At 44.1% G+C, this 22649-nt stretch carries 15 protein-coding genes; 6 read left to right on the top strand and 9 right to left on the bottom strand.

Annotated features, from left to right (window positions below; all coding sequences use genetic code 11):
• Nucleotides 1-39 precede the first annotated feature (39 nt).
• The 3 genes from ilvD to atpD all read right to left on the bottom strand — a co-directional run bounded on the left by ilvD (nucleotide 40) and on the right by atpD (nucleotide 3952).
• The gene (gene ilvD, locus GO620_RS13075) at nucleotides 40-1746 is read right to left on the bottom strand and encodes a dihydroxy-acid dehydratase (protein ID WP_157526940.1); all 1707 of its coding nucleotides are present in this window, start codon (nucleotides 1744-1746) and stop codon (nucleotides 40-42) included.
• A 364-nt stretch (nucleotides 1747-2110) separates the two neighbouring features.
• A complete protein-coding gene (atpC, locus tag GO620_RS13070; protein ID WP_157526941.1) occupies nucleotides 2111-2368 on the bottom strand; it encodes an ATP synthase F1 subunit epsilon in 258 nt (85 codons plus the stop codon).
• Nucleotides 2369-2446: 78 nt separating this feature from the next.
• Nucleotides 2447-3952, bottom strand: a complete 1506-nt coding sequence (gene atpD, locus GO620_RS13065) for a F0F1 ATP synthase subunit beta (RefSeq protein ID WP_157526942.1) — start codon at nucleotides 3950-3952, stop codon at nucleotides 2447-2449.
• A 213-nt stretch (nucleotides 3953-4165) separates the two neighbouring features.
• Here atpD and GO620_RS13060 point away from each other — a divergent pair, with 213 nt between their 5' ends.
• The gene (locus GO620_RS13060; protein WP_157526943.1) at nucleotides 4166-5416 is read left to right on the top strand and encodes an OmpP1/FadL family transporter; all 1251 of its coding nucleotides are present in this window, start codon (nucleotides 4166-4168) and stop codon (nucleotides 5414-5416) included.
• A gap of 12 nt (nucleotides 5417-5428) precedes the next feature.
• On the top strand, nucleotides 5429-6760 hold the full coding sequence (locus GO620_RS13055; RefSeq protein ID WP_157526944.1) for an SGNH/GDSL hydrolase family protein: 1332 nt from the start codon (nucleotides 5429-5431) through the stop codon (nucleotides 6758-6760).
• A gap of 54 nt (nucleotides 6761-6814) precedes the next feature.
• On the opposite strand, the gene GO620_RS13050 is transcribed toward GO620_RS13055, so the two are convergent.
• Nucleotides 6815-8533 (bottom strand): DUF6600 domain-containing protein, encoded by a 1719-nt coding sequence (locus GO620_RS13050; RefSeq protein ID WP_157526945.1) that lies wholly within the window; start codon nucleotides 8531-8533, stop codon nucleotides 6815-6817.
• A 153-nt stretch (nucleotides 8534-8686) separates the two neighbouring features.
• Here GO620_RS13050 and GO620_RS13045 point away from each other — a divergent pair, with 153 nt between their 5' ends.
• Entirely contained in the window at nucleotides 8687-9649 is a 963-nt protein-coding gene (locus GO620_RS13045) for an isopenicillin N synthase family dioxygenase (RefSeq protein WP_157526946.1), read from the top strand.
• A gap of 194 nt (nucleotides 9650-9843) precedes the next feature.
• On the opposite strand, the gene GO620_RS13040 is transcribed toward GO620_RS13045, so the two are convergent.
• Both GO620_RS13040 and tilS read right to left on the bottom strand, forming a co-directional pair.
• The gene (locus tag GO620_RS13040) at nucleotides 9844-10326 is read right to left on the bottom strand and encodes a hypothetical protein (RefSeq protein WP_157526947.1); all 483 of its coding nucleotides are present in this window, start codon (nucleotides 10324-10326) and stop codon (nucleotides 9844-9846) included.
• Nucleotides 10327-11658, bottom strand: coding sequence for a tRNA lysidine(34) synthetase TilS (gene tilS, locus GO620_RS13035; protein WP_157526948.1), 1332 nt, complete (start codon nucleotides 11656-11658; stop codon nucleotides 10327-10329).
• 52 nt (nucleotides 11659-11710) lie between these two features.
• On the opposite strand from tilS, the gene GO620_RS13030 reads away from it, so the two are divergent.
• The 3 genes from GO620_RS13030 to GO620_RS13020 all read left to right on the top strand — a co-directional run bounded on the left by GO620_RS13030 (nucleotide 11711) and on the right by GO620_RS13020 (nucleotide 17076).
• Entirely contained in the window at nucleotides 11711-13981 is a 2271-nt protein-coding gene (locus GO620_RS13030) for an OstA-like protein (RefSeq protein WP_157526949.1), read from the top strand.
• A gap of 81 nt (nucleotides 13982-14062) precedes the next feature.
• Nucleotides 14063-15007, top strand: coding sequence for an oxygen-dependent tRNA uridine(34) hydroxylase TrhO (gene trhO, locus GO620_RS13025; RefSeq protein WP_157526950.1), 945 nt, complete (start codon nucleotides 14063-14065; stop codon nucleotides 15005-15007).
• A gap of 128 nt (nucleotides 15008-15135) precedes the next feature.
• On the top strand, nucleotides 15136-17076 hold the full coding sequence (locus GO620_RS13020; protein ID WP_198173625.1) for a tetratricopeptide repeat-containing sensor histidine kinase: 1941 nt from the start codon (nucleotides 15136-15138) through the stop codon (nucleotides 17074-17076).
• Here the strand turns inward: GO620_RS13020 and GO620_RS13015 are convergent.
• From GO620_RS13015 to GO620_RS13005, 3 genes are all read right to left on the bottom strand, one after another.
• Nucleotides 17073-17756: a hypothetical protein gene (locus tag GO620_RS13015; RefSeq protein WP_157526952.1), complete on the bottom strand. Its 684-nt coding sequence runs from the start codon at nucleotides 17754-17756 to the stop codon at nucleotides 17073-17075. The genes GO620_RS13020 and GO620_RS13015 overlap by 4 nt on opposite strands.
• Before the next feature lie 86 nt (nucleotides 17757-17842).
• A complete protein-coding gene (locus GO620_RS13010) occupies nucleotides 17843-19189 on the bottom strand; it encodes a RagB/SusD family nutrient uptake outer membrane protein (protein ID WP_157526953.1) in 1347 nt (448 codons plus the stop codon).
• 10 nt (nucleotides 19190-19199) lie between these two features.
• Nucleotides 19200-22316: a SusC/RagA family TonB-linked outer membrane protein gene (locus GO620_RS13005; protein ID WP_157526954.1), complete on the bottom strand. Its 3117-nt coding sequence runs from the start codon at nucleotides 22314-22316 to the stop codon at nucleotides 19200-19202.
• Nucleotides 22317-22649: the final 333 nt, after the last annotated feature.

Genomic DNA, 22649 nt, shown 5'->3' with positions numbered 1-22649 from the left:
TAGGAGTAGTTCTATAGACTATCGTCCATCGACTATAAACTATTCATCCGTTACGCAACCGTTGGCCGCGGTAGTTACCTGTTTCGCGTACTTGTATAAAAGCCCTTTTGTTACCTTAAGACGTGGTTGTATCCAAGCGGCTTTGCGGGCAGCCAATTCTTCATCGCTGATGACCATATTCATTTGGTTGGTTGTAGCATCGATAATGATCCGGTCATCATCCTGCACTAAGGCTAATCCACCGCCTTCAAAAGCTTCGGGTGTGATATGGCCTACTACAAAACCGTGGGTACCACCAGAGAAGCGGCCGTCTGTGATCAGTGCTACAGAGCTACCTAAACCTGCACCGAAAATCGCAGATGTTGGCTTTAACATCTCGGGCATACCCGGCGCGCCTTTAGGGCCTACATTGCGGATAACTACCACATCGCCTTTGCGAACGCGACCGCTTTGTATGCCTGCTATTAGTTCAAATTCACCATCAAAAACCCGGGCGGGGCCTTCAAAGCGTTCGCCTTCTTTACCGGTGATCTTCGCCACACTGCCGCCTGTGGCCAGGTTTCCATAGAGTATTTGTAAATGCCCTGTTGCTTTTATGGCTTGCTCGACCGGGAATATTATTTTCTGTTGATCGAAATCCAGTTCTTCTATATTGGCCAGGTTTTCGGCAATAGTTTTACCTGTCACAGTAAGGCAATCGCCGTGCAGCCATCCTAGTTTTAATAAATATTTCATTACCGCAGGGATGCCACCAACCTTGTGCAGGTCTTCCATCATGTATTTACCGCTTGGCTTCATATCGGCAAGCAGCGGAATGCGGTTACTTATCTCCTGAAAATCATCTTGTGTCAACGGCACATCCACACTTTTTGCCATGGCTATCAAGTGCAGAACAGCGTTGGTAGATCCGCCCATTACCATGATCGTCACTATGGCATTTTCAAATGCCTTGCGGGTCATAATATCGGTTGGCTTAATGTCTTTCTCTAATAGATTGTAGATAGCCTTCCCTGCTGCAAGGCATTCGGCTGTTTTCTCCGGGCTAAGCGCCGGGGTAGATGAGGAGTACGGCAAACTCATGCCTAGTGCCTCTATCGCTGCAGCCATAGTATTAGCAGTGTAGATACCACCACAAGCGCCCGCGCCCGGGCAGGCGTTTTTAATGATCTCTTTAAAGTCGATGTCATCTATCTGACCGGCTATTTTTTTACCTAATGCTTCAAATGCCGAAACGATGTTCAGATCTTCTCCCTTGTAGTGGCCCGGTTTGATGGTGCCACCGTAGATCATGATAGAGGGGCGATTTAACCTGCCCATAGCGATCATGGACCCAGGCATATTTTTGTCGCAGCCGGGAATAGTTATCAGCCCGTCATAGTATTGCGCGCCGCATACAGCCTCTATCGAGTCGGCAATAACGTCGCGGCTTACCAGCGAATAACGCATGCCCTCCGTACCGTTACTCATGCCGTCGCTTACACCAATCGTATTAAATATCAGCCCGGCAAGATTCTCATCCCACACACCCTGTTTCACCACCTTTGCCAGATCATTAAGGTGCATGTTGCACGTGTTGCCGTCATAACCCATGCTGGCAATACCAACCTGGGCTTTTTTCATATCCTCATCTGTGAAACCGATACCATAGAGCATGGCCTGTGCTGCCGGCTGGGTTGGGTCGGCGGTAAGGGTCTTGCTATAGCGGTTAAGTTCTACAGCGTCCTGGTTATCAGTAGCGGTATTCATTAGATATCTTTACAATTTACGGGACCGATACACGCTATACTTAGGTTTAATGACTTATGCGTGCGCCGATATTGTAAGTTAAAAAGGTTGTTTTTGATAACAAACAGTCGCCAAGAAAATTTCACATTAGAATATAATTCCATAAAAAGACACTTTGCAATGTTATATTCTTTATATTGATAAAAAAGCCAAATTTAAAATTGCCTTTGTTATACCAAAATTCAAATCGGTATTCGGTCTAATTATTATGCTTGCATAGTAATAGGTAAGAAATTCGGCGTAAAATCTATTAATTGGAGCTGGACTTTTAAAAAAAATGCCCCTCTGAAAGTCAGAGAGGCATCGAGTATTCGTTTTCTAAAAATTAATTGTTTTGACGTTGCGTAATGCCTTCGGCTAAAACGGTAACTTTATTGTCCAGCACTTCTACAACACCGCCGGTGATTATAAAGGCTTCTGCCTTACCCGCGCCGCGAACGGTTAACTTACCATCCTGCAATGTAGAAATGATAGGTGCGTGATGGTTCAATATTTCAAAAGATCCCAACGTACCAGGTACAGTTACTGAAGTAGCTTCGCCTTCGTAAACTTTTTTATCGGGAGTAAGAATTTCTAAAGTCATTTTGTCTATGTGCAAATTATTAATGTGCAAATGTGCAGATGGTCATTTTCTCATCCGCACATCTACACATTTGCATATTTACGCGTTAGCTTCCGCTAACAATTTTTTGCCTTTTTCTATAGCGTCGTCTATGTTACCTACAAGGTTAAACGCCGCTTCAGGATACTCGTCAACTTCGCCGTCAAGGATCATGTTAAAGCCTTTGATGGTTTCTTTAATGTCAACCAATACACCTTTTAAGCCGGTGAATTGTTCAGCAACGTGAAACGGCTGCGACAAGAAACGTTGAACACGGCGAGCGCGTGATACAGTTAATTTATCTTCCTCAGATAACTCATCCATACCCAAAATCGCGATGATATCTTGTAACTCTTTGTAACGCTGTAAAGTTTCTTTTACACGCTGAGCAGTATTGTAGTGCTCATCGCCAAGAACCGCGGCGCTAAGGATACGTGAAGTAGAATCCAGAGGGTCAACCGCAGGGTAGATACCTAACTCGGCAATTTTACGTGAAAGTACAGTAGTTGCATCTAAGTGGGCGAAAGTTGTTGCCGGCGCAGGGTCGGTCAAGTCATCCGCAGGTACATAAACAGCTTGTACAGATGTGATAGAGCCACGTTTGGTTGACGTGATACGCTCCTGCATCATACCCATCTCTGTTGCCAAAGTTGGTTGGTAGCCTACCGCAGACGGCATACGGCCTAATAGTGCCGACACTTCTGAACCTGCCTGGGTAAAGCGGAAGATGTTATCAATAAAGAATAAGATATCGCGGCCTTTACCTTCAGCATCACCATCGCGGAAATATTCTGCAATTGTCAAACCCGATAAAGCTACACGTGCACGTGCACCCGGTGGCTCATTCATCTGGCCAAACACGAAGGTTGCTTTAGAGTCTTTCAGTTTTTCGCTGTCAACTTTAGAAAGGTCCCATCCGCCTTTTTCCATAGAGTGCATAAACTCTTCACCATAGTTGATAATGCCCGATTCTAGCATCTCGCGCAAAAGGTCATTACCTTCACGTGTACGCTCGCCAACACCTGCAAACACAGACAAACCTGCATAAGCTTTCGCGATGTTATTAATCAACTCCTGGATCAATACAGTTTTACCTACACCGGCACCACCAAACAAACCAATTTTACCACCTTTTGCATAAGGCTCTAACAAGTCGATAACCTTAATACCGGTAAATAATACTTCGGTTTCTGTAGAAAGATCTTCGAAACGCGGAGGATTGGCGTGAATAGGGCGACCGTTAGTAGTATCTAATTGCCGGATACCATCTATAGCCGAACCTACCACGTTAAACACGCGGCCTTTGATATCATCACCTATCGGCATGCGGATAGGCGACTCAAGGTCGGTAACAGGCATGCCACGCAACAAACCATCTGTCGAGTCCATCGCCACGGCACGTACCTGGTCTTCACCTAAATGCTGCTGTACTTCTAAAACAACTTTTTGGCCGTTTGCGCGGGTAATTTCCAACGCGTTTAAGATTTGGGGAAGATGTGCATCATCGCCAAAGCTTACGTCAACTACCGGACCGATGATCTGTGATATTTTTCCAATGTTTGGCATATAACCTGGTAATTTAATAGAGTTTAATACTGTCTAAAGTATCAGTTAATACTGCATATTTCAGAGGTGCAAAGTTATGCTTTATGCCCGAATTTTTAAACACTTATAATAAAGAATTTTAACCGTTGATTTTTTATGCTTTATTTTATAGCCATACTGTAATTATACAGTTGTTTAGCACGTTACTTATTGCGGACAAGCTATTCCTATCATATGCGAAAAATCTTACTTGTTCTGATCATATTTTTCCCGGCACTTGCTTTTAGCCAGGGCTTCCAGGTCAACCTGGCAGGCCAAAAGCAAATAGGTATGGGGCACACCGGTACCGGCACCGCTCTTGATGGCGCCGCAATATTTTTTAACCCGGGAGCCGTTGCTACACTCTCTCAAAATTATTTGCAACTGGGTGTGAGCCCTGTCATTTTTAAATCAGCCTTTAACCCAGATAATACCAATGATAACTATCATACAGGGAACAATTTAGCGATGCCTTTTTCAGGCTACGCGGCCTGGGGGCCAGAGGAAGCACCCTGGAAGGTAGGTTTAGGCGTGTACACACCTTACGGCGGCCTAACGGATTGGGGCCAAAGCTGGGAAGGTAAATATATATTAGAGAAAATGAATTTGCAGTCTATTTATATTCAACCCACAGTAAGTTACCGTATAGATGACATGATCAGCATTGGTGCAGGTTTTGTTTACAATCGCGGTTCTGTAGACCTTACCCGTGCCATACCATTGGCCAACATGGCCGGCGCAGATGGTCAGGCTGAGCTTAAAGGCAACGGCAGCGGCTATGGATACAACGTTGGTATTTATTTAATACCCGATAAGAAAGTAAGCGTGGGCTTAAACTACCGCTCAAAAGTAGATACCAGGATCAATAGCGGCAATGCTATTTTTACTGTTCCGGCATCCGTTCAATCCAGTTTTCCGCAGCCAAACAGTTTTAGTTCTGCGTTGCCACTGCCTGCAACGGCCTCTGTTGGTGTAGGTTTTTATCCAAAGAGCGCAATGACTTTTGCCTTCGATATCAACTACGTGCAGTGGAGCACCTATAAGTCACTGCCTTTCACTTACACGCAAACCTCAGATGTGGTAGTCAATACTTCATCGCCAAAAAATTATCGGGACGCGATTAGTATCCGCGGCGGTTTTCAGTATCGCGAAAAAGATAAAGAGGGGGGCAAGCTTTATTACGATCCGTGGGCATATCGTTTTGGCGCGGGTTACGCAACGTACGCCGCCCGAACAGGTTATGTATCGCCCGAAGTACCCGATGGTAACCGCGCGTTTGTTACCGGCGGAATTGGATATACCTTTATGGATCAGTGGGATTTAGACTTTTCTTTTGAGTACGAGCACATTTTTGAGCGCAGGCAAACTAATTTAGAAACGGCTTTATCAGGTGCCTACAAGACAGACATTTTTATTCCGGGTATATCAATTACTTATCATTGGTAAAAACGCAGCCTTATGAAATTTAGTAAATACATTTTGATTATCGGCGCCGTAGTAACAAGTTTTGCCGCTTGTAAACCCGATGTGCAAACACCTGCGCCAACGCGCGGTTCGGCAGACTTTACACGCGTTATTTCTTTAGGTAATTCTCTTACCGCCGGTTACCAGGATAACGGTCTATACCTGGAAGGTCAGCAAAATTCTTATCCTGCTATAATGGCTAAGCAAATGCTGCAAACTAATGGCGGACCATTTTACCAGCCTCTGTTTAACGAGGCACAGGCTAATGGAAGCGGCTATGTTCGCATTAAAAGTTTAAATGCCGATGGTACGCCGATTTTAGACACCGTAAAAGATATGCTGGCCATTAGAGGATCTGCAACTATTCCCGGTTTTGGCAGCGTTACTACCTACACCAAATACACCGGCGACATTAACAACTACGGCGTACCCGGTATAAAGGTAGCCAACATCACCTCAACTGCCTATGGTAACGTGAACGGCTATTATGAACGCATTCTGCCCGGGAATGCAGGTACTAATACAACGGCTTATCTTGACTTTGCCACAGCTAAAGCGTTTACGTTTTTTACATGCTGGCTTGGTGATAACGACGTTTTAGGTTATGCAATAAATGGCGCAGCCAGCGACTCGCTAACAAGCCAGGCCTATTTTACCAGTCAATACACCACGCTGCTTAACAAACTTACTGCAACGGGAGCTAAAGGCGCTTGCGCAGCAATACCCGACGTAACGGTTATTCCATATTTTAACACAGTAACGCCTGCGAAATTACTTGCCGCCGCCCAAAAGGTGACACCCGCTGTCGCTGCGATCTACATTAGGGCAAGAACATCTGTAAATGCTACCGATACGACACACATCACCCGCGTTGCAGTTGATAGGGACCGGATCATCTTAACTTTCCCGACAGCTAAACTTGGGACAAGTGTAACCACATCGGGCGGCAGTTTTCCGTATGGATTATCTCCGCAAGCACCGATTGAAGACAAATACGTGCTTGATGTTAACGAAGTAACTCTGGTACAAAATACCATTTTTGGTTTCAACAGCGTTATCGCAACTCAGGCCGCTACCAAAGGATTGGCGTTTGTAGACATTTATGCTTTTTTAAATGACCTGAAAGTTAACGGCTACCACACCGACGGCTTAATGCTGACCGCCGATTATATTAAAGGAGGCGTATTCTCTTTAGATGGAATACACTTAACGCCAAGAGGGTATGCATTAGTGGCTAACCAGTTTATATCTGCCATAAATGCTAAGTACGGATCAAACATCCCTATCTCCGAAGTAGCGACATTCCGCGCGGTAAAGTTTCCGTAACTATCGTTTTAAAAAAAGCGCCTGTCAAAATCTGACAGGCGCTTTTTATTCAATTTATTGCTGTTGCGGGCGGGGCGGCCTTTGTTGCTGTTCATGCGGACGCTGTTGTTGTTGCTGGCGTTGCTGCTGCATCTGCTGTTGCTGAGCACGTTGTTGCTGCATTTGCTGCATCTGTTGTTGACGTTGTTGCTGTTGCTGGGCTTGTTGTTCCTGTTGCGCTTGCTGCTGAGCGCGTTGTTGTTGCATTTGCTGCATCTGTTGTTGACGCTGCTGCTGTTGCTGGGCTTGTTGTGCCTGCTGCGCTTGTTGCTGAGCTTGTTGTGCTTGGGAATTTTGCTGCTGTTGTTGCTGCATTCTTTGCTGGCGCATCTGCTCGCGTTGAACTTGCTGATCTTGTTGCTCCTGCGGATTTTGTTGCTGCTGTTGGCGTTGCTGCATCCTTTGCTGACGCATCTGCTCACGCTGTGCCTGTTGAGCTTTCTGTGCCTCTGGGCTTAATTGTTGCTGCTGTTGCTGGCGTTGTTGATATTGCTGCATGCGTTGTTGCTGTCTTTGTTGCAACTGTTGGCGCTGCTGCTCTTGTTGTTGTTGCAACTGCTGCTGCTCTTGCGCTGTACGGTTACCTTGCTGTAGCTCTTGTTGCTGCCGTTGCACCAATTGCTGCTGTTGCCTTTGCTGGCGTTCCTGCATTTGTTGCATGCGCTGCTGTTGATCTTGTGGATTGTTCAGTTGCCCTTGTTGCCCACGTTGATCCCTGTTTGAATTTTGCGGATTTGTACCATTTGCCGGTTGGCCGGGTTGCTGTTGCCCACGCGGTGGACGGTTACCGCCAGGCTGATTTGCAGGCTGCCCGTTTTGCGGATTATTTACACGTACCACGTTGCTGTTTGGATTACCGGAGCGTGCTTCCTGCGCTAACCTTGCCGCGTTTTGATGGTTATTGAAACCATTATTGTGATTAGCGATATTTTGGTTGGGATGCGCGTTCCTGTAAGCGTTGGCATCCACCACGCGGGCAGGCCTTGCATCGCCGCCGCGATTTACCGCCGGCCTGTAGATGTTTACCGTGTTATTATTTATGCGTGTTGCACCGGGGCGGCCTGCGTTGTTTATGTTGTACACGTTTACCGTATTATGTGTAACGCGCTCGATGTCGCGACGTGGCGGACCTGCAGGATAACGCTGATTGTTGTTCACGTACACGTTATTAATTACAGTAGTACGTTTAATATAGTTAACTACAGTTGTCCGCGGAGCATAGTAATTATAAATACGCGGGCTGTTGATGTAGGCCTGCGGAGCAAATACCCAGTAATTGGACGGTGGATTATAACTTCCAATACCAATACTAATGTCAATACCCGGACTTAGTGGCGCCCATCCGTAATAGCCACCACCACTGCGCCAGTTAACCCATGCCGGCCCCCATTCGTAACCCGGTATCCATTCCCACCCGTAGTAATCGTCATAACGCCAGCGCCCGTAATGAAACGGCGCCCATCCCCATTCGTAGTCAGATACCCAGGTGTTGCCATAGTCTGTCAGCACCCAATGGCCGCCCGTGCCGTAAGGCCTAAAGTCAGACCCTGCATCGGGCACCCAAACATTGCCATAGTTTGGGTCATCAACCCATGTACCATACGGTTGTAATTGGTCGTAAAATGTTTGGAACGATATTTCTGCGCTAACCTGCGCCCTCGCTTTATCAGATTTTGCCCATACCATTGCACAAGCGGCTAACAGCAGGTACAAATATTTTCTAAAAGTCTTCATGTCAAATAATTTTAGCTTTAATTGGTTAAGGTTATGATTATGACTACAGGTTTTTATAAGCGTTTAATTATTAAAAATGTTTGATATAGTGATGGACGGACAAAAATTAAAGCAGATGTTTGTACCTTGTCATCCCACTAAATTTACCTTGATATGAGTACAGTAAATATCCCCAGACTCGACCTGAACAGCTACATTAACGGCACTGAAGGCGAACGCAAAAAATTCTCTGATGAGATAGGCGCTGCCTTTAATGAAACCGGTTTTGTAACTATAACCAACCACGGTTTAAGCAAAGAATTAATAGACAATCTTTACAAGCAGGTGCAAAACCTTTTTGCCCTGCCCGAGGATGTTAAGCTTAAATATGAAATTCCGGGATTGGCCGGCCAGCGCGGTTACACCAGCAAAGGCAAAGAGACTGCTAAAGGTTTTAAAGTGCCGGATTTGAAAGAGTTTTGGCAGATAGGCCAGACCGTTACAGATAATGACCCGATAAAATTTGTATACCCTGAGAATGTGCATGTTGAAGAGTTGCCGCAATTCAACGAGGTAACACAAGAAGTTTATCAACGACTGGAAGCAGCCGGAAAGCACCTGTTGCAGGCCATCGCCATTTATTTGGGTTTGGATGAACATTATTTTGATTCGAAAGTGCATAATGGTAATTCTATTCTGCGCACGCTGCACTATTTCCCGATAGAGAACCCTGATGACCTGCCGCCAGACGCCGTACGTGCAGGGGCGCATGAAGATATTAACCTCATTACACTTTTAATTGGCGCAAGTGCCGATGGCCTGGAATTATATACCCGCGAGAACACCTGGTTCCCTGTAAAGGCACATGGCGAGGATGTAGTAGTTAACGTAGGCGATATGCTGCAGCGTTTAACAAATGGAAAACTGAAATCAACTACTCACCGTGTGGTTAACCCACCACGCGAGATGATGAAGTTCTCTCGTTTCTCAGTACCGTTTTTCCTTCACCCACGGTCAGAAATGGATTTGACCAGCTTACCATCAACAATAGACGAAGAGCATCCAAAACAATTCAGCGATATGACAGCGGGCGAGTATCTTGACGAGCGTTTGAGAGAAATTGGCTTAAAGAAATAGCGACAGCTTCAAAATGAACTCTCCCTAACCCCTCTCCGAAAGAGAGGGGCTTTGTTGTTGCCATAACCGTCTTTGCGAGGAATGCAATGACGAAGCAATCTTTGATTGAAATCAGATCCAATAGAATAACAAGAACGCTTAAAGTTAGAGGATTGTCACTACGCCGCTTGCGGTTCGCAATGACACGCCATTAATTATAAAGCCATAGCGCCGCGTACACAACGCAAGAATTCGCCGGCATGTTGCGACCCAATGATGTAAACCAAGCCGTCGCGGTCGGTAAGGATAACGGCATCTTTACCGGCAGTATAAAAGCGGATGGTGCCGCGCTTGTGCAGGTTGTAAACCGGGTTGTTAAACAGGTACCGGCTGTAGTCGCCTTTTTCTGCTTTCACAATACTGTTTAGATCTATCTTAACCAGTTTGGTGGTCCATAAACCGTCTAGCAAAATGCTTTTGTTGAGTACACGGGTGCGGAAGTGAAGTACAAAGCCTAGTACCATAGAAATAATAACAATAGCGAAACCAACAACCACTAGAAGGTCGCCGTTGCGTTCGCGGTCGTCCGTGAAGAAATAGATCGCAAAGCAAACCATAGCCAGCATCAGCCTAATGGTCACAGGAATCCACTCCCTGCCCAGGTATTGTTTTTCAGTGAAAACGGGTTTGTCTGCCATCTATAGTTCGGTAAGTTCGAAGATAGAAATTTTTTTGGTCGAAGCGGTTATTTTGTAGCGGTCGCTGATGCGATAGCCGCATACCCAAACAATGTCGCCATTACCGTTAACAAGCAGCGGTATGCTTGATTTTTTGTGCAGCGGCACCTTTTGAGATACAAAAAAATCGCTTAATTTTTTGCGGGTTTTCATACCCAGGGGGTAAAAAGTATCACCCTTCTGCCATTGGCGCACAGTGAGCGGATATTGAAATTTATCGGCATCTAAAACCGCTATATTCGAATCGGATGGAATATCCATAACCGTGCCCTGTCTGAGAGATAACTTGTAATTGCCAAAGTTAACGGTGCCGGTTTTTTCTGTTATCTTAATACGATCGACCGAATTGTCTGTCAAAGGAGAAATGATCAGATCGGTCCTATCCAATATTAATCTATGGGTCGGCGATATGAAAATCCTGCCCGAATGTTTTTGCAGAGATGCGATAATGTCGGCTACAGTTGAACCCATAAAACCATATGGCGATAACAACTCGCTTAGCAGTAACTGTTGCGGGACTAATTCAGCAGCGGCAGAAATTGGCATTCGTACTTCATCGCCGTCGAAGCACATAACTTGATCTTTAAGCTTTTTCACCTGCATAGCCAGTAGTTGCTCTAGTTCTCCGAAGTATGCTGCTTCACTCATTACGGTCTGCTCCAGGTTTGGGTTTAGCTCTTTCAGCGCCGGCACAACCTGATGGCGGATTTTATTACGGGCATATTTGTCGCTTGCGTTAGAACTGTCCTCGCGGTAGGCGATATCGTTCGCGGCTATAGTTGCGGCGATCTCGTTGCGCGTCATGAACAGCAAAGGCCTAACCAAGTGGCTGTTTTTCGTCTTAATCCCATGCAAGCCGGCGATGCCCGTACCGCGAGTAAGATTAAGCAATATAGTTTCAACTGTGTCGTTTTGATGATGCGCAAGCGCGATAACATCATAGCCGTTTTGCTGCCTTACATTTTCAAACCATTGGTAGCGCAGCTCACGGGCCGCCATCTGAATTGAAATTTTATTATTTGAGGCGTAGTTTTCAGTATTAAAGCGGATTTCATGAAAAGCTACTTGTAAACTTTCGGCCAGCAATCGGCAAAAAGCTTCATCTTGTACAGCTTCTTCGCCACGCAGCTGGAAGTTGCAATGGGCAATTGCAAAATTGTAGCGGCCTGCCTTTAACATGTTTGCCAACAAGACAGAATCCATGCCCCCGCTTACCGCGGCAAGTATTTTGCTGTTTGTTGTAAACAGGTTATTGCTGTTTACAAAGCCTTTAAACTGTGCGAGCGGAAGCATGTCTCAAAATTATTTAATTTAATAACCGCAACCAAAAAGGTAATTTTGCATCGTGATAAGATACGTGTTCTTCAGTTTGTTTATGCTCATCGGCTTGGGTGCAATGGCGCAGCAAAAGAAGTCTGTAGTGAATCTTATCTCGTCAGAGCGCAGCCAGGGTATCAAGCGTAACGGCGCCGATGTGATCAAAGTATATAAAGGCGTTTTCCAGCAAGAGTTTTCTATCTTACGGTCAGACAGCGCATACTTTTACCCGCAGATCAATTCTTTCGACGCTTTTGGAAATGTGCATATCATCCAGGGCGATACACTGAATATTTATTCGGACAAGTTAAATTACAATGGCAATACCCACATTGCCTTGCTTACCAATAATGTGCGTATGGTGGATAAGGACGCAACTCTTTCTACTAATTTCTTAACCTACAATACGGCCACGCGCATTGGCACCTACACCGGTGGCGGCAAATTGGTAAATAAAGAAAATACCCTTACCAGTAAAAATGGCTATTACTTTGCTTATACCCGCGACTCGTACTTTAGGTATGACGTAGTTTTGAATACCGTTGATGCGGTAATTAAGAACGATACGCTGCGATACAATACAGGCAGCCGCATTGCCTATTTCTACGGGCCAACTCATATTTACGGTAAAAAAAATAAAGACACGCTTTATACTGAAAATGGTACATACAACACTGTTACAGAGCAGGCATTCTTCGGTAAAAAGAATTTATATAGCCAGAGTACTAAGTCATTAAAAGGGGATAGCCTATTTTACGACCGCCTTAAAGGTTATGGACGTGCGGTTAAAAATGTTGTCTTTAATGACAATGAGCAAAAAATGACCCTTAACGGTGATTTGGGCACTTATTACCAGAAGCCCGAGCGCACTGTAGTTACACGCAACCCGTGGGTGACCATGATCACCGAGCAGAAAGACAGCACGGCTACAGACAGCACCGCTAGTGACAGCTCTAGAATTAAGACGAAAACCGCGCCGGTCAACAAAGCTATTAAAGCTGGCGGAACGCAAAAAACCACGGCACAATTAAAACCTGCCACTACGCCAAAAGGCAAAGGCAAACAGGTTGCAGACTCACTGAAAATTTCTCCCGCGACAGACACCGCGCACATTAAACGAGATACGATCTACATGGTTGCCGATACGTTGGAAACGCGGGTGATGACCTACAAAGAATTTAAGGCCTACCAGATACAGGCTCGATTAGCGCAAACTGTAGATACCACAGCGGCCGGGAAAACCAAACGCGCAGCCGCCAAGCCATCCAGGTTCTTGTCAGCAATATCATTAGGCGTGCCGGCAGATACAGCATACCGGCATCCCAATTTTTTTGGACCGCCTAAGCCTAAAGCAGCTACTCAGGCAAAAAATAAAGCCCAGAATACATTGCGAAAAGGTGAGGTTGATGACGCGCCGCTGCCAAAATCTAAAACCAGGAAGTTGCGTACAGACTCGGTGAACCTGGCTTATAAATTTGAGATGTCGGACACTGCCCGAATTAGGATTCTGTTCGGTTATCGCCACGGTAAGATATTCAAAAGCGACTTTCAGGGTAAGGCCGATTCGCTGTTTTACAGTTCGAGTGATTCGACGATCCGATTGTACAATAAGCCTATGATGTGGTCCGAAGGATCACAGATTTCCGGCGATACAGTTTATCTTCAGCTTAAAAATAAAAAGCTGGACAACATGGATATCTTCCCCAAGGCTATTGTAGTAAATACTGAGAAAAACGATACTACCCATTTTAATCAGGTTGCGGGGAAAAAAATGAAAGGCTACTTTAAGGACAGCAAGTTGAGCAAGATCTTTGTAGATGGTAACGCGGAGACCATCTATTTTAAAAGAGATAGTGCTACGTCTGCAGCTACAGATATGTTACGCACCTTATCGAGCCGGATAAGAGTCAATTTTAAAGATAGTAAAGTCCAAAACATACTGCAATTAACAAAGGTAGATCAACGTATGGGCCCGCTAAAGAAATTTAAGGAAGATGATTTCTTTTTGAAATCATTTATCTGGCGGCCACAAGACAGGCCCGTTTCTAAAGAGCAGATAGTGCCGGCTTTAGATAAAGAACATAAATACAAAAGGGCGCCGGCCAAAGCCGCGTCTGTGAAACCGAAATCAACCAATAAGGCTTCTATTGGCAAGGGTACGACTGTTAAAACTATGTCAAAAGACAGCGTTAAAATTGCTCCCCCAAGCCCGCCATCAAAAGTGGATAGTTTAAAAAGGCCCAATGTGATCAATGAACCTGTTCTAAAGGCTGATACATCTGTAAGGGAAAAGCCATAAAACAACCTTGCTTTAAAATCGTATCGCAATTTCTTACCTTTGCCACTCATTTAACGCTGTTTGCAGCAGCATCAATGACTTATGGCACAGTATCAAACACTACTTTACTATTGTTATTCTACAATAGCAAATGCGGAGCAATTTGCCGCAGATCATCTTAAATTTTGTAAATCTTTGGGCCTCACCGGGCGCATCATCGTAGCGGAAGAGGGACTTAACGGCACCGTATCCGGTACTGTTGAAGCTTGCAAAGCTTACATGGATGCGATTTATGCTGATGGGCGTTTTGGTGCTATTGAGTTTAAGATAGATGAGGTGGACGAGCCGTCATTTGTAAAGATGCACTGCCGCTACAAAAGCGAGATCGTTCACTCAGGCTTACGCGATCCAAACATTATCAATCCGCAACTGAAAACAGGCAAGCATCTGGAGCCGAAAGAGTTCCTTGCTATAAAGGACGATGAAGATGTAGTGATCCTTGATGTGCGGTCTAATTATGAGCACTCACTGGGTAAGTTTAAGAACGCTGTTACCCTTGATATTGAGAACTTCCGCGATTTTCCGGCAATGATCAACCAACTGGCGCAGTACAAGGATAAAAAGATATTGACCTATTGCACCGGCGGTATTAAATGCGAAAAAGCCTCTGCGTTGTTATTGCACGAAGGCTTTAAAGACGTTTACCAATTACATGGCGGTATCATTAAGTATGGTAAGGAAGCGGGTGGCGAAGATTTTGAGGGCAGGTGTTATGTTTTTGACAACCGCTTGTCTGTAGATGTTAACCAGGTGAATCCGGTAACCATATCTGTTTGCTACAATTGCGGCAAGCATACCAAAAAAATGATTAACTGCGCTAACCCGGAGTGCAATGAGCACTTTACCCAATGTGATGATTGCGGCACGGCAATGGACGGTTGCTGCAGTGACACTTGCCAGGAACATCCACGTAAGCGTGTTTACGACGGCACAGGGTATTACGTTAAAGTGCCGCAGCCCATTAACAGAAAAGCCGAAGTAGCATAAATGCGTTAAGCGATCATAACAACAAAAGGCGTTTTAAGCAGTTTAGTCAATAAAATAACTATCTTGACTAAATTTTTTACGATTCTTTAAGCTTTATGGCCCCGGCGACGAGAATTAAATACTGCCTTTTGTTTAATTTAAAATTATTTGTCTGCCTCTCTTTAGCGGGCCTGTCTGTAAATGCGCAGCAATCTAAAACGGTTTCAGACCAAAATAAACTTATTACCAGATACGACTCGCTCATCAGCAACTATCGTTACAGTAAACCCGACTCCGCTCTTTACTACATCACCAAAGGTTTAGGCTACGCCAGGCAACAGCAAGATATTGCCGGCCAGGCGCTTATGCTAAACCAAATGGGCATGATGAATGATAACCAGGGCCATTATCCCGAAGCACGCGGGAATTATTCAGAGTCATTTAAACTTTATCAAAAGCTTGGCGCATACAAAGGCATGGCTACTGAAACCTATCGCCTTGGTGTAGTAAGCCAGCGTATGGGTAACAATGATAAAGCGGTTGCCTATCACCTAAGCGCTTTGGAATATAGCGAACATGCAAGCGATAAACACGGTATTGTTGAAGCGAACCTCGGATTATTTGAAGACTATTTTAGTCAGCATAGTTATGAAACATCTGCCGGGTATCTTGCAGTGGCAGATAGCGTAAACAGATTGCTTCCATTCTCTAATCTAAACTTTACCATCGACAACGGTTACGGTAAACTATTGCGCGAAAGAGGTCAATATGAGCAGGCTAAACAATATGTGATGCAAGGTTTGGCAAAGACGAATAGTCCAAAGTATCAGGGTTTTTTTATAACTCTTACCAATACGCTGGCCTCAATTTACACTAAAGAAGGTAACATTGCGCAGGCAATAGTTTTACAAAAACAATCGCTCGAAAAATCGAGGGCTATCAACAATGATCTTCGCGAATTAGAAAGTTTATTCAACCTGGCATTATCTTACAAGAAGCTTGAACCTGTTAAAAGTCTTGAGTACTATGAGCAAGCCAAAACCCTGGCCCTCGATAAAAAATCATACAAACAAGTTATCACTGCATTGCAGGGCATGGCGGCACTTTATGAGCAATCTGGCAACTACAAAGCCGCCTACGGGGTGCAAAAGCAACAATATAAATTAGCCGACTCTCTTTACTACCAGGAAATGTCGAAGCAAATTGCAGGCATTGTTTCCCAATATGAACTCAACAAGTCAAAGCTAAATGTCCAAAGACTTCAATTGATAACCAAACGCGAGCAATTGCAGCGTAGAATATACCTTTTAGTGGCAATTGGAATTGCTATATTGATGGGTATAGGCTTACTGTTCTATCTGCGCCTGCGAAAGATCAATTATAATCTGGCGAATGTAAACCTGGTAAAGGATAAGTTGCTTTCGGTTTTCGCGCATGACCTGCGTTCGCCATTTGTGTCGATCATCAATTTAATGCACATTATTAATGACGAAGATGTTACGCACGACGAGCGTGCCACCTTACTGCATAAGTTAGAGATGACCAGTAAAGCATCACTGGAAACGCTTGACGGGTTGCTCAAATGGGGGCAGATGCAAATGAAAGGCATCCAAGTGTCGCCGGTTCAGTTTGCCATTAAGCAGGTGGTGCAAAGTATTCAATTCCTCTTAGCCGAGACCGCGTCACAGAAGAACGTTAAGGTATTTAACCTCGTGTCTGATGACATTTCTCTTACCGCAGATGTTGATCAGTTCGAATTTATTATCCGTAACATTTTATCTAATGCCATTAAGTTCTCTAAGCCGGGCGGCAGTGTATGGATACTCGCAGATGCCGATACGGCAAAGAATGAAGTGTCTATCAGCATACGTGACAACGGTGTTGGTATAGCTGCTGACAAACTCGATCAGATATTTAACCTTGATAACGTAAGTGCCAGCGGCACCGCAAATGAAAAAGGGACCAGCATTGGCTTGTTGATGAGCAAGCAATTTATCACTGCCAATCATGGCGCTATAAAAGTGATTAGTCAGCCCGATAAAGGCTCTGAGTTTTTGATCACATTGCCTATAGAACTGAAAAATGCTTAAAGGGTATTTAAGTATGAGATTAGCCTGGCCAAATCTGGATCTTGCTTAAAGTTGAGGCTGTTTTCTTTAGAGTAGGTTTCTATCTGTGCGGCAAAGGCCGGTAATGCCGAAGCAATAGATTTTCTGTCCTTCTTTATGGCTATAACTGTCCCACCTTTTATCAAATAGTATTTCTGATTCTCTAAAAACTCTTTAGTAGAAGTTGCAGAGTTATATTCTTTATTGGTTTGAATGTATTTGTTAACCCTCTTTAATAATTCAACTTTGCCCTCTGCTAAAACTTCCAGATAACTTTCCGCAGTCGTGTTTGGAATATTGCTAAAGCCGCTTTTAAAAGTTTTGGCCAATGCGCCGGCATTTCCATCTACATAATTTACAGTGAAACCGGTAATGTGCTCGTTTAAAAGTATAGTTTCATTGTTAGGGCCTTTTACATACACTTTGTCATTTAACTCGTCATATTTCAAGTTCATGTTGCCGTAAACTTTACCATTCGCTACAGTTATAGTACCACTATGCCATTCGGGATATAAGAACATTGACCCTTGCACGTCGACATAGCCATTGGTTGAAACAACATTACCACCCGCAGCGTCTTGTATCATTACGTATTGGGCTTTGGCTTCAAATCTTGCCAAAATTCCTAAGAGAAACAGTGTGGTGTATATAATCTTTTTCATAAACTATAATTGATTTATCTCTAACGTAAATATAACAAAAAAGGCCTCCGAAACCGGAGGCCTTTTAGTATTAAAGTCGGACTAAATTAGTAACCCGGGTTTTGTACAGTAACGCCGTTAGAACTTAAAACCTCTTGTTGAGGGATTGGGAATAAGTTTCTAAAGGTTTGTGCAATACCAGTTTGATTATAACGGCGTAAGTCGAAATGACGCTGACCTTCATGGGCAAGTTCCAGACGGCGTTCTTTCCTGATCGCAGTCAACAAATCGGCTTGTGTAACAGCCGTAGTGTTACCAATACCTGCACGCACACGGATAACGTTTAAATCTGCAGTGGCACCCGGAAGATTACCTAGCATGGCGCGCGCTTCTGCACGTGTAAGGTAAACTTCGGCTAAACGCATCATCATCACATCGTCAATACCAGGAGTAACCTGTGTATATTTAAGCGTTTTTGCTGTAGGCGTTGTTGTTGTATAATTAACCGCTTTACGCACATCATTAGCTTCAAACGCATCACGTAAACTGGTAGCAGAACTAACTTCGTTACGGCCACCTAGATTAGACGGGTAATAATAAAACGCAATGTTATTTGCATCGGTAGCATTGTACTGAAGTTCCCAAAGCGACTCGCTTGTATTTCTGCTGGTGTAAATAGTAGCATAGCTACCACCCGATACCAATGTATAAGGACCGGCTATAACCGAAGTACAAAGTGCTTCTGCATCAGCCCATTGCTGGCGATACAATTGAACGCGTGCTTTAAGCGCCTGAGCAACATATTTATTAACACGGCCGGTACCAACGCTGGTAGGCAATTTGGCAATAGCATCATCAAGATCGGCTAAAACCTGTGTGTATACGTCAGCTTCTGTAGCGCGTGCTACAGGTGTAGCATCAGCAGTTGTTAACGTTGGTTTTAAACGTAATGGTACTCCTAAACCACCTGCTTGATTATAGCCTGTAGGGCCGCCGCCAAACATACGCACCAAATCAAAGTAGGCCATAGCACGGATAGTTTCACATTCGCCTATTGCACGGTCTTTAGCAAAGGCCGGATCGCTGATATTTGGTGCAGCTGCGATTATGTTGTTTGCCTTATTGATAGTGCTATATAAAGCATTCCAGATGGTATTGATATCTGTGTTATCTGCCAAAATTGTTTTGTTAAACACTTGAGACCAGGTTGGGAAAGTTCCGGTCCAGGTAATGTTATCGGCATACAGGTCGGGGAAAATCAAATAATTCAATGACATGTACCCGGTTGATTGAACGCCGTCATACACACCTACAATTCCGGCTTCAACGCCCTGTCTTGTAGTAAACGCAGTACTGGCGTCAAGCGATGCCTGAGGTTGCTGATCAAGCGTTTTTTTGCACGCCGTTACTGATAACAGGGCGGGCAACATTATATATAAAAATTTCTTTTTCATTTCTGTAAAATTATAATCCAAGGTTAACGCCAAAAGTGAATGATTTAGCTTGCGGAACAGTTAAGAAGTCTGTGCCTTGTGATGTTGGTGTGCTGTTGAATGTACTTACCTCTGGATCAAAACCTTTGTATTTAGTAATAGTTGCAAGATTTTGAGCAGCTGCGAAAATTCTCACTTTTCTGACATGTAATTTGTCAGATACGCTCTGAGGAAGGTTAAAACCTAAGTTTACATTCTTTAACCTTAAGTATGAACCATTTTCCAGGAACCTGTCTGAGACACGGGTATTTGTATTAGGGTCTCCGTAAACAGCCCTAGGCATGTCCGTATTAGTATTTGTTGGTGTCCAACGGTTCAACGTAGACGCAAACTGGCCATAAATAGTATTCATACCTTCTGCAAAAGATCTGGTGTTGTTATATATCTTATTACCATAGCTAAACTGCCATAAGAAAGACAAGTCTAACCATTTGTAACGCAGGCTGTTATTTAAACCACCTGTAAATTGTGGTTGTGAAGTTCCAAGTATCTTCTGATCTGCAGAGGTAACAACCCCGTCACCATTTAAGTCGGCAAATTTGATATCGCCCGGCGCCGTAGTTGCCACCTGGTAGGTAGCAGTAGAACTGCCTGTAGCAGTTTTAGCTGCAGCGTTAAGTGCGTCTATTTCTGCCTGGCTTTGGAAAATGCCTGCAACCTGGTAGCCACGGAAAGCGCCCACAGACGAACCAACTTCTACCCAGCTTGCAAAGCCCGAAGCATATGGCGTGTTGTTATTAGCCAAAGACAGGATCTTATTGCGATTAAAAGCTATGTTAAAATTTGTTGTCCAGGTAAAGTCTTTCTTCCTGATGTTGACAGAGGTAAGATCTATTTCTATACCCTTGTTCTGTAATGAACCTACGTTTGTAGTATAACCGGTAAAACCTGTTTGTGCTGCCAATGGAAGTGACGCAAGCAGGTCATTAGTTTTTCTGTAATAAGCGTCAATACTAACAGTGATACGGTCTTGCAGGAAGCCGAAATCTAAAGCTAAATCTGTAGATGTTGTTTTTTCCCAGGTAAGGTTTGCGTCGCCTAATTGAGATGGTGCTAAACCAGCTACCTGGTTATAATTGAAGCCCGAACCTATTAATGTTCTCGAAGCAAAATCACTTACAAAGTTGTTACCTGTTTTACCCCAGCTTCCGCGCAACTTCAAAGTTGACAAAACGGGTTGGATGCCTTTCATAAACGCTTCGTCACTGATTACCCATGCACCAGAAAATGCCGGGAAATACCCGTACCTGTGACCATCAGCAAAACGAGATGAACCGTCGCTGCGTAGAGTAGCAGATAATATATAACGCTGTTTGTAGTTGTAGTTAGCACGGCCAAAGAAGCTGACAAGCGTGCTACTAGAGCCGCCCGATGTGGCAACAGTTTTTACTGCAGCTGCTGACAACCTTTGAATACCATTACCCGGAAAGTTGGTACCTTCTGCATCAACGGTTTCATAGTTATCTTTTTGCCAAGACTGACCTACCAGGACATTGAATGAATGATCCCCAATAGTTTTGCTAAAGTTTAACGTATTTTCATTCAATAAATTAAGATCAGAATAATAAGTTTCTGCACCTGAGCCATTGGTTGAACCACCACCCGCGTTAGTTGTTGATGGTAAGAAACGGCGCTCATGTGTGATCTGGTAATCCGCTGCGAAATTAGTTTTGAACGTTAAATAAGGGAGTACTTTGTACTCGCCATAAACGTTAGAAAGCAAACGGCCGGCAGTGTTTAAATTAAAAGGTTCTTTATAAGCAGCAACCGGGTTCTCTACAGAGCTATACACATCTTTGCCATAAGTGCCATCGGCATTATAGATAGGGATAGTTGGGCTCATCAAAATAGCGGTACTTAATACACCATAAATATTGTTGTCGTTGTTAATACGGTTTGAGGTGCTTCTGCTGTAGCCTGTGCTTGTTCCAACCTTGATTTTGTCACTAATACTGTGGTCCAGGTTTAAACGCAAGTTAAAGCGGCCATAATCTGAACCCCGAACAATACCTTTTTGATCGAAATATCCACTGGTTAAATTAAAGCGGGTTTTTTCATTACCGCCGTTAACAGAGATGTTGTAGTTGCTGATAGGCGCGTTTCTAAAAACCTGGTCTTGCCAGTTGGTAGTTTGGTAAGTACTGGGATCATTAGCAAGGTTACCGCGGCCTAAGCCGTTAGTGATCAATGCCGCAAGTGTTGGGTAAGTTGCTGTGCCGATTAACGTTGAATAACGGTTTGTTACAGCCTCTTGAAACAACTGTACATATTGCGGCCCGGTGAGGGCTGGGATCTTTTTAACCGTTTGCTGAAAGCCGGTGTAGTAGTCAACGTCAACATTGGTACGGCCAACCTTACCTCTTTTAGTAGTAATTATGATCACGCCGTTTGATGCACGTGAACCATAAATTGCAGCTGCAGCAGCATCTTTTAGCACGTCCATTGACTCGATATCATTTGGATTAATGTCGTTCAATGCATTAGTAACGCCGTTACCAAAACCAAGCTGTGAATTGCTGCCGGTTTGAATAGGGGTACCATCTACAACGTAAAGCGGCTGTGAACCGGCATTGATTGTAGATACACCACGCACGCGCACTGTTACTGCACCACCGGGAGTACCAGACGCAGATGTAACTGTTACACCAGCTGTAAGACCTTGCAGGGCTTGGTCTACACCGGTAACCGGCCTGTCCTGAATGTCTTTAGACCTTACAGATGCAATTGCGCCTGTAGTTGTTCTTTTAGACTCACTACCGTAACCTACAACAACTACCTCATTAAGTTGCTTGAGGTCTGACGATAGTTTAACATTATAAGCGTTTGCGGCTCCAACCTTGACAGTTTGAGTCACAAAGCCTATGAAACTAAAAGTAATCGTGGTGCCGCCATTAAGGTTTAATGTATAGTAACCATCGGCATCGGTTTGTACACCAGTGTTAGACCCGGCAACTTTTACCGTTACACCCGGTAAAGATTGTCCGTCATCGGCAGAGGTAACCCTACCGGAAATTCTCCGCGTTTGTCCAAATGCAGTCAACTGCACAAAGAGACTCAGAGAAAACAAAAAGAGTAAAAATTTCTTCATTCTGTTATCAGTATTAAATTAAAAAAGTTAGTTTAACTACAATAATCGTAAAAAATAAGTTTAAATTCATGCAGACTTCATAAAAAATTAACCTTTTTTATGCATTTTATCTTATGACCTATAAAGTGTAGTTATGAGAGTTTTAAGCTTCAGTTTGTAAAAGTCACCCTGTTAAACTATCTCCAAGAGTTTGAATATCTGCTTACATAGTTTAAAGATGAGTGCTTTCCCTAATTGCACGCTTTTGTAACAAATTCGATTTATTGAACGATTTGAATAATAACTGCCAGTTGTTTTTCTAAAAAATTTTAATTTTGGTACACTGCCCCAACG

The sequence above is a fragment of the Mucilaginibacter ginkgonis genome (genome assembly GCF_009754905.2).
GTDB lineage: Bacteria > Bacteroidota > Bacteroidia > Sphingobacteriales > Sphingobacteriaceae > Mucilaginibacter > Mucilaginibacter ginkgonis.
Note: the sequence above shows the minus strand (reverse complement) of the source record. Positions and strands in the feature narration are given on the sequence as shown.

What these genes read in the sequence shown, in the direction of transcription:
- atpD (WP_157526942.1), bottom strand. Translation starts at nt 3,952, where the DNA reads ATGCCAAACATTGGAAAAATATCACAGATCATCGGTCCGGTAGTTGAC.
- GO620_RS13050 (WP_157526945.1), bottom strand. Translation starts at nt 8,533, where the DNA reads ATGAAGACTTTTAGAAAATATTTGTACCTGCTGTTAGCCGCTTGTGCA.
- trhO (WP_157526950.1), top strand. Translation starts at nt 14,063, where the DNA reads ATGGCACAGTATCAAACACTACTTTACTATTGTTATTCTACAATAGCA.
- GO620_RS13045 (WP_157526946.1), top strand. Translation starts at nt 8,687, where the DNA reads ATGAGTACAGTAAATATCCCCAGACTCGACCTGAACAGCTACATTAAC.
- GO620_RS13060 (WP_157526943.1), top strand. Translation starts at nt 4,166, where the DNA reads ATGCGAAAAATCTTACTTGTTCTGATCATATTTTTCCCGGCACTTGCT.
- GO620_RS13015 (WP_157526952.1), bottom strand. Translation starts at nt 17,756, where the DNA reads ATGAAAAAGATTATATACACCACACTGTTTCTCTTAGGAATTTTGGCA.
- GO620_RS13055 (WP_157526944.1), top strand. Translation starts at nt 5,429, where the DNA reads ATGAAATTTAGTAAATACATTTTGATTATCGGCGCCGTAGTAACAAGT.
- GO620_RS13005 (WP_157526954.1), bottom strand. Translation starts at nt 22,316, where the DNA reads ATGAAGAAATTTTTACTCTTTTTGTTTTCTCTGAGTCTCTTTGTGCAG.
- ilvD (WP_157526940.1), bottom strand. Translation starts at nt 1,746, where the DNA reads ATGAATACCGCTACTGATAACCAGGACGCTGTAGAACTTAACCGCTAT.
- GO620_RS13040 (WP_157526947.1), bottom strand. Translation starts at nt 10,326, where the DNA reads ATGGCAGACAAACCCGTTTTCACTGAAAAACAATACCTGGGCAGGGAG.
- tilS (WP_157526948.1), bottom strand. Translation starts at nt 11,658, where the DNA reads ATGCTTCCGCTCGCACAGTTTAAAGGCTTTGTAAACAGCAATAACCTG.
- atpC (WP_157526941.1), bottom strand. Translation starts at nt 2,368, where the DNA reads ATGACTTTAGAAATTCTTACTCCCGATAAAAAAGTTTACGAAGGCGAA.
- GO620_RS13010 (WP_157526953.1), bottom strand. Translation starts at nt 19,189, where the DNA reads ATGAAAAAGAAATTTTTATATATAATGTTGCCCGCCCTGTTATCAGTA.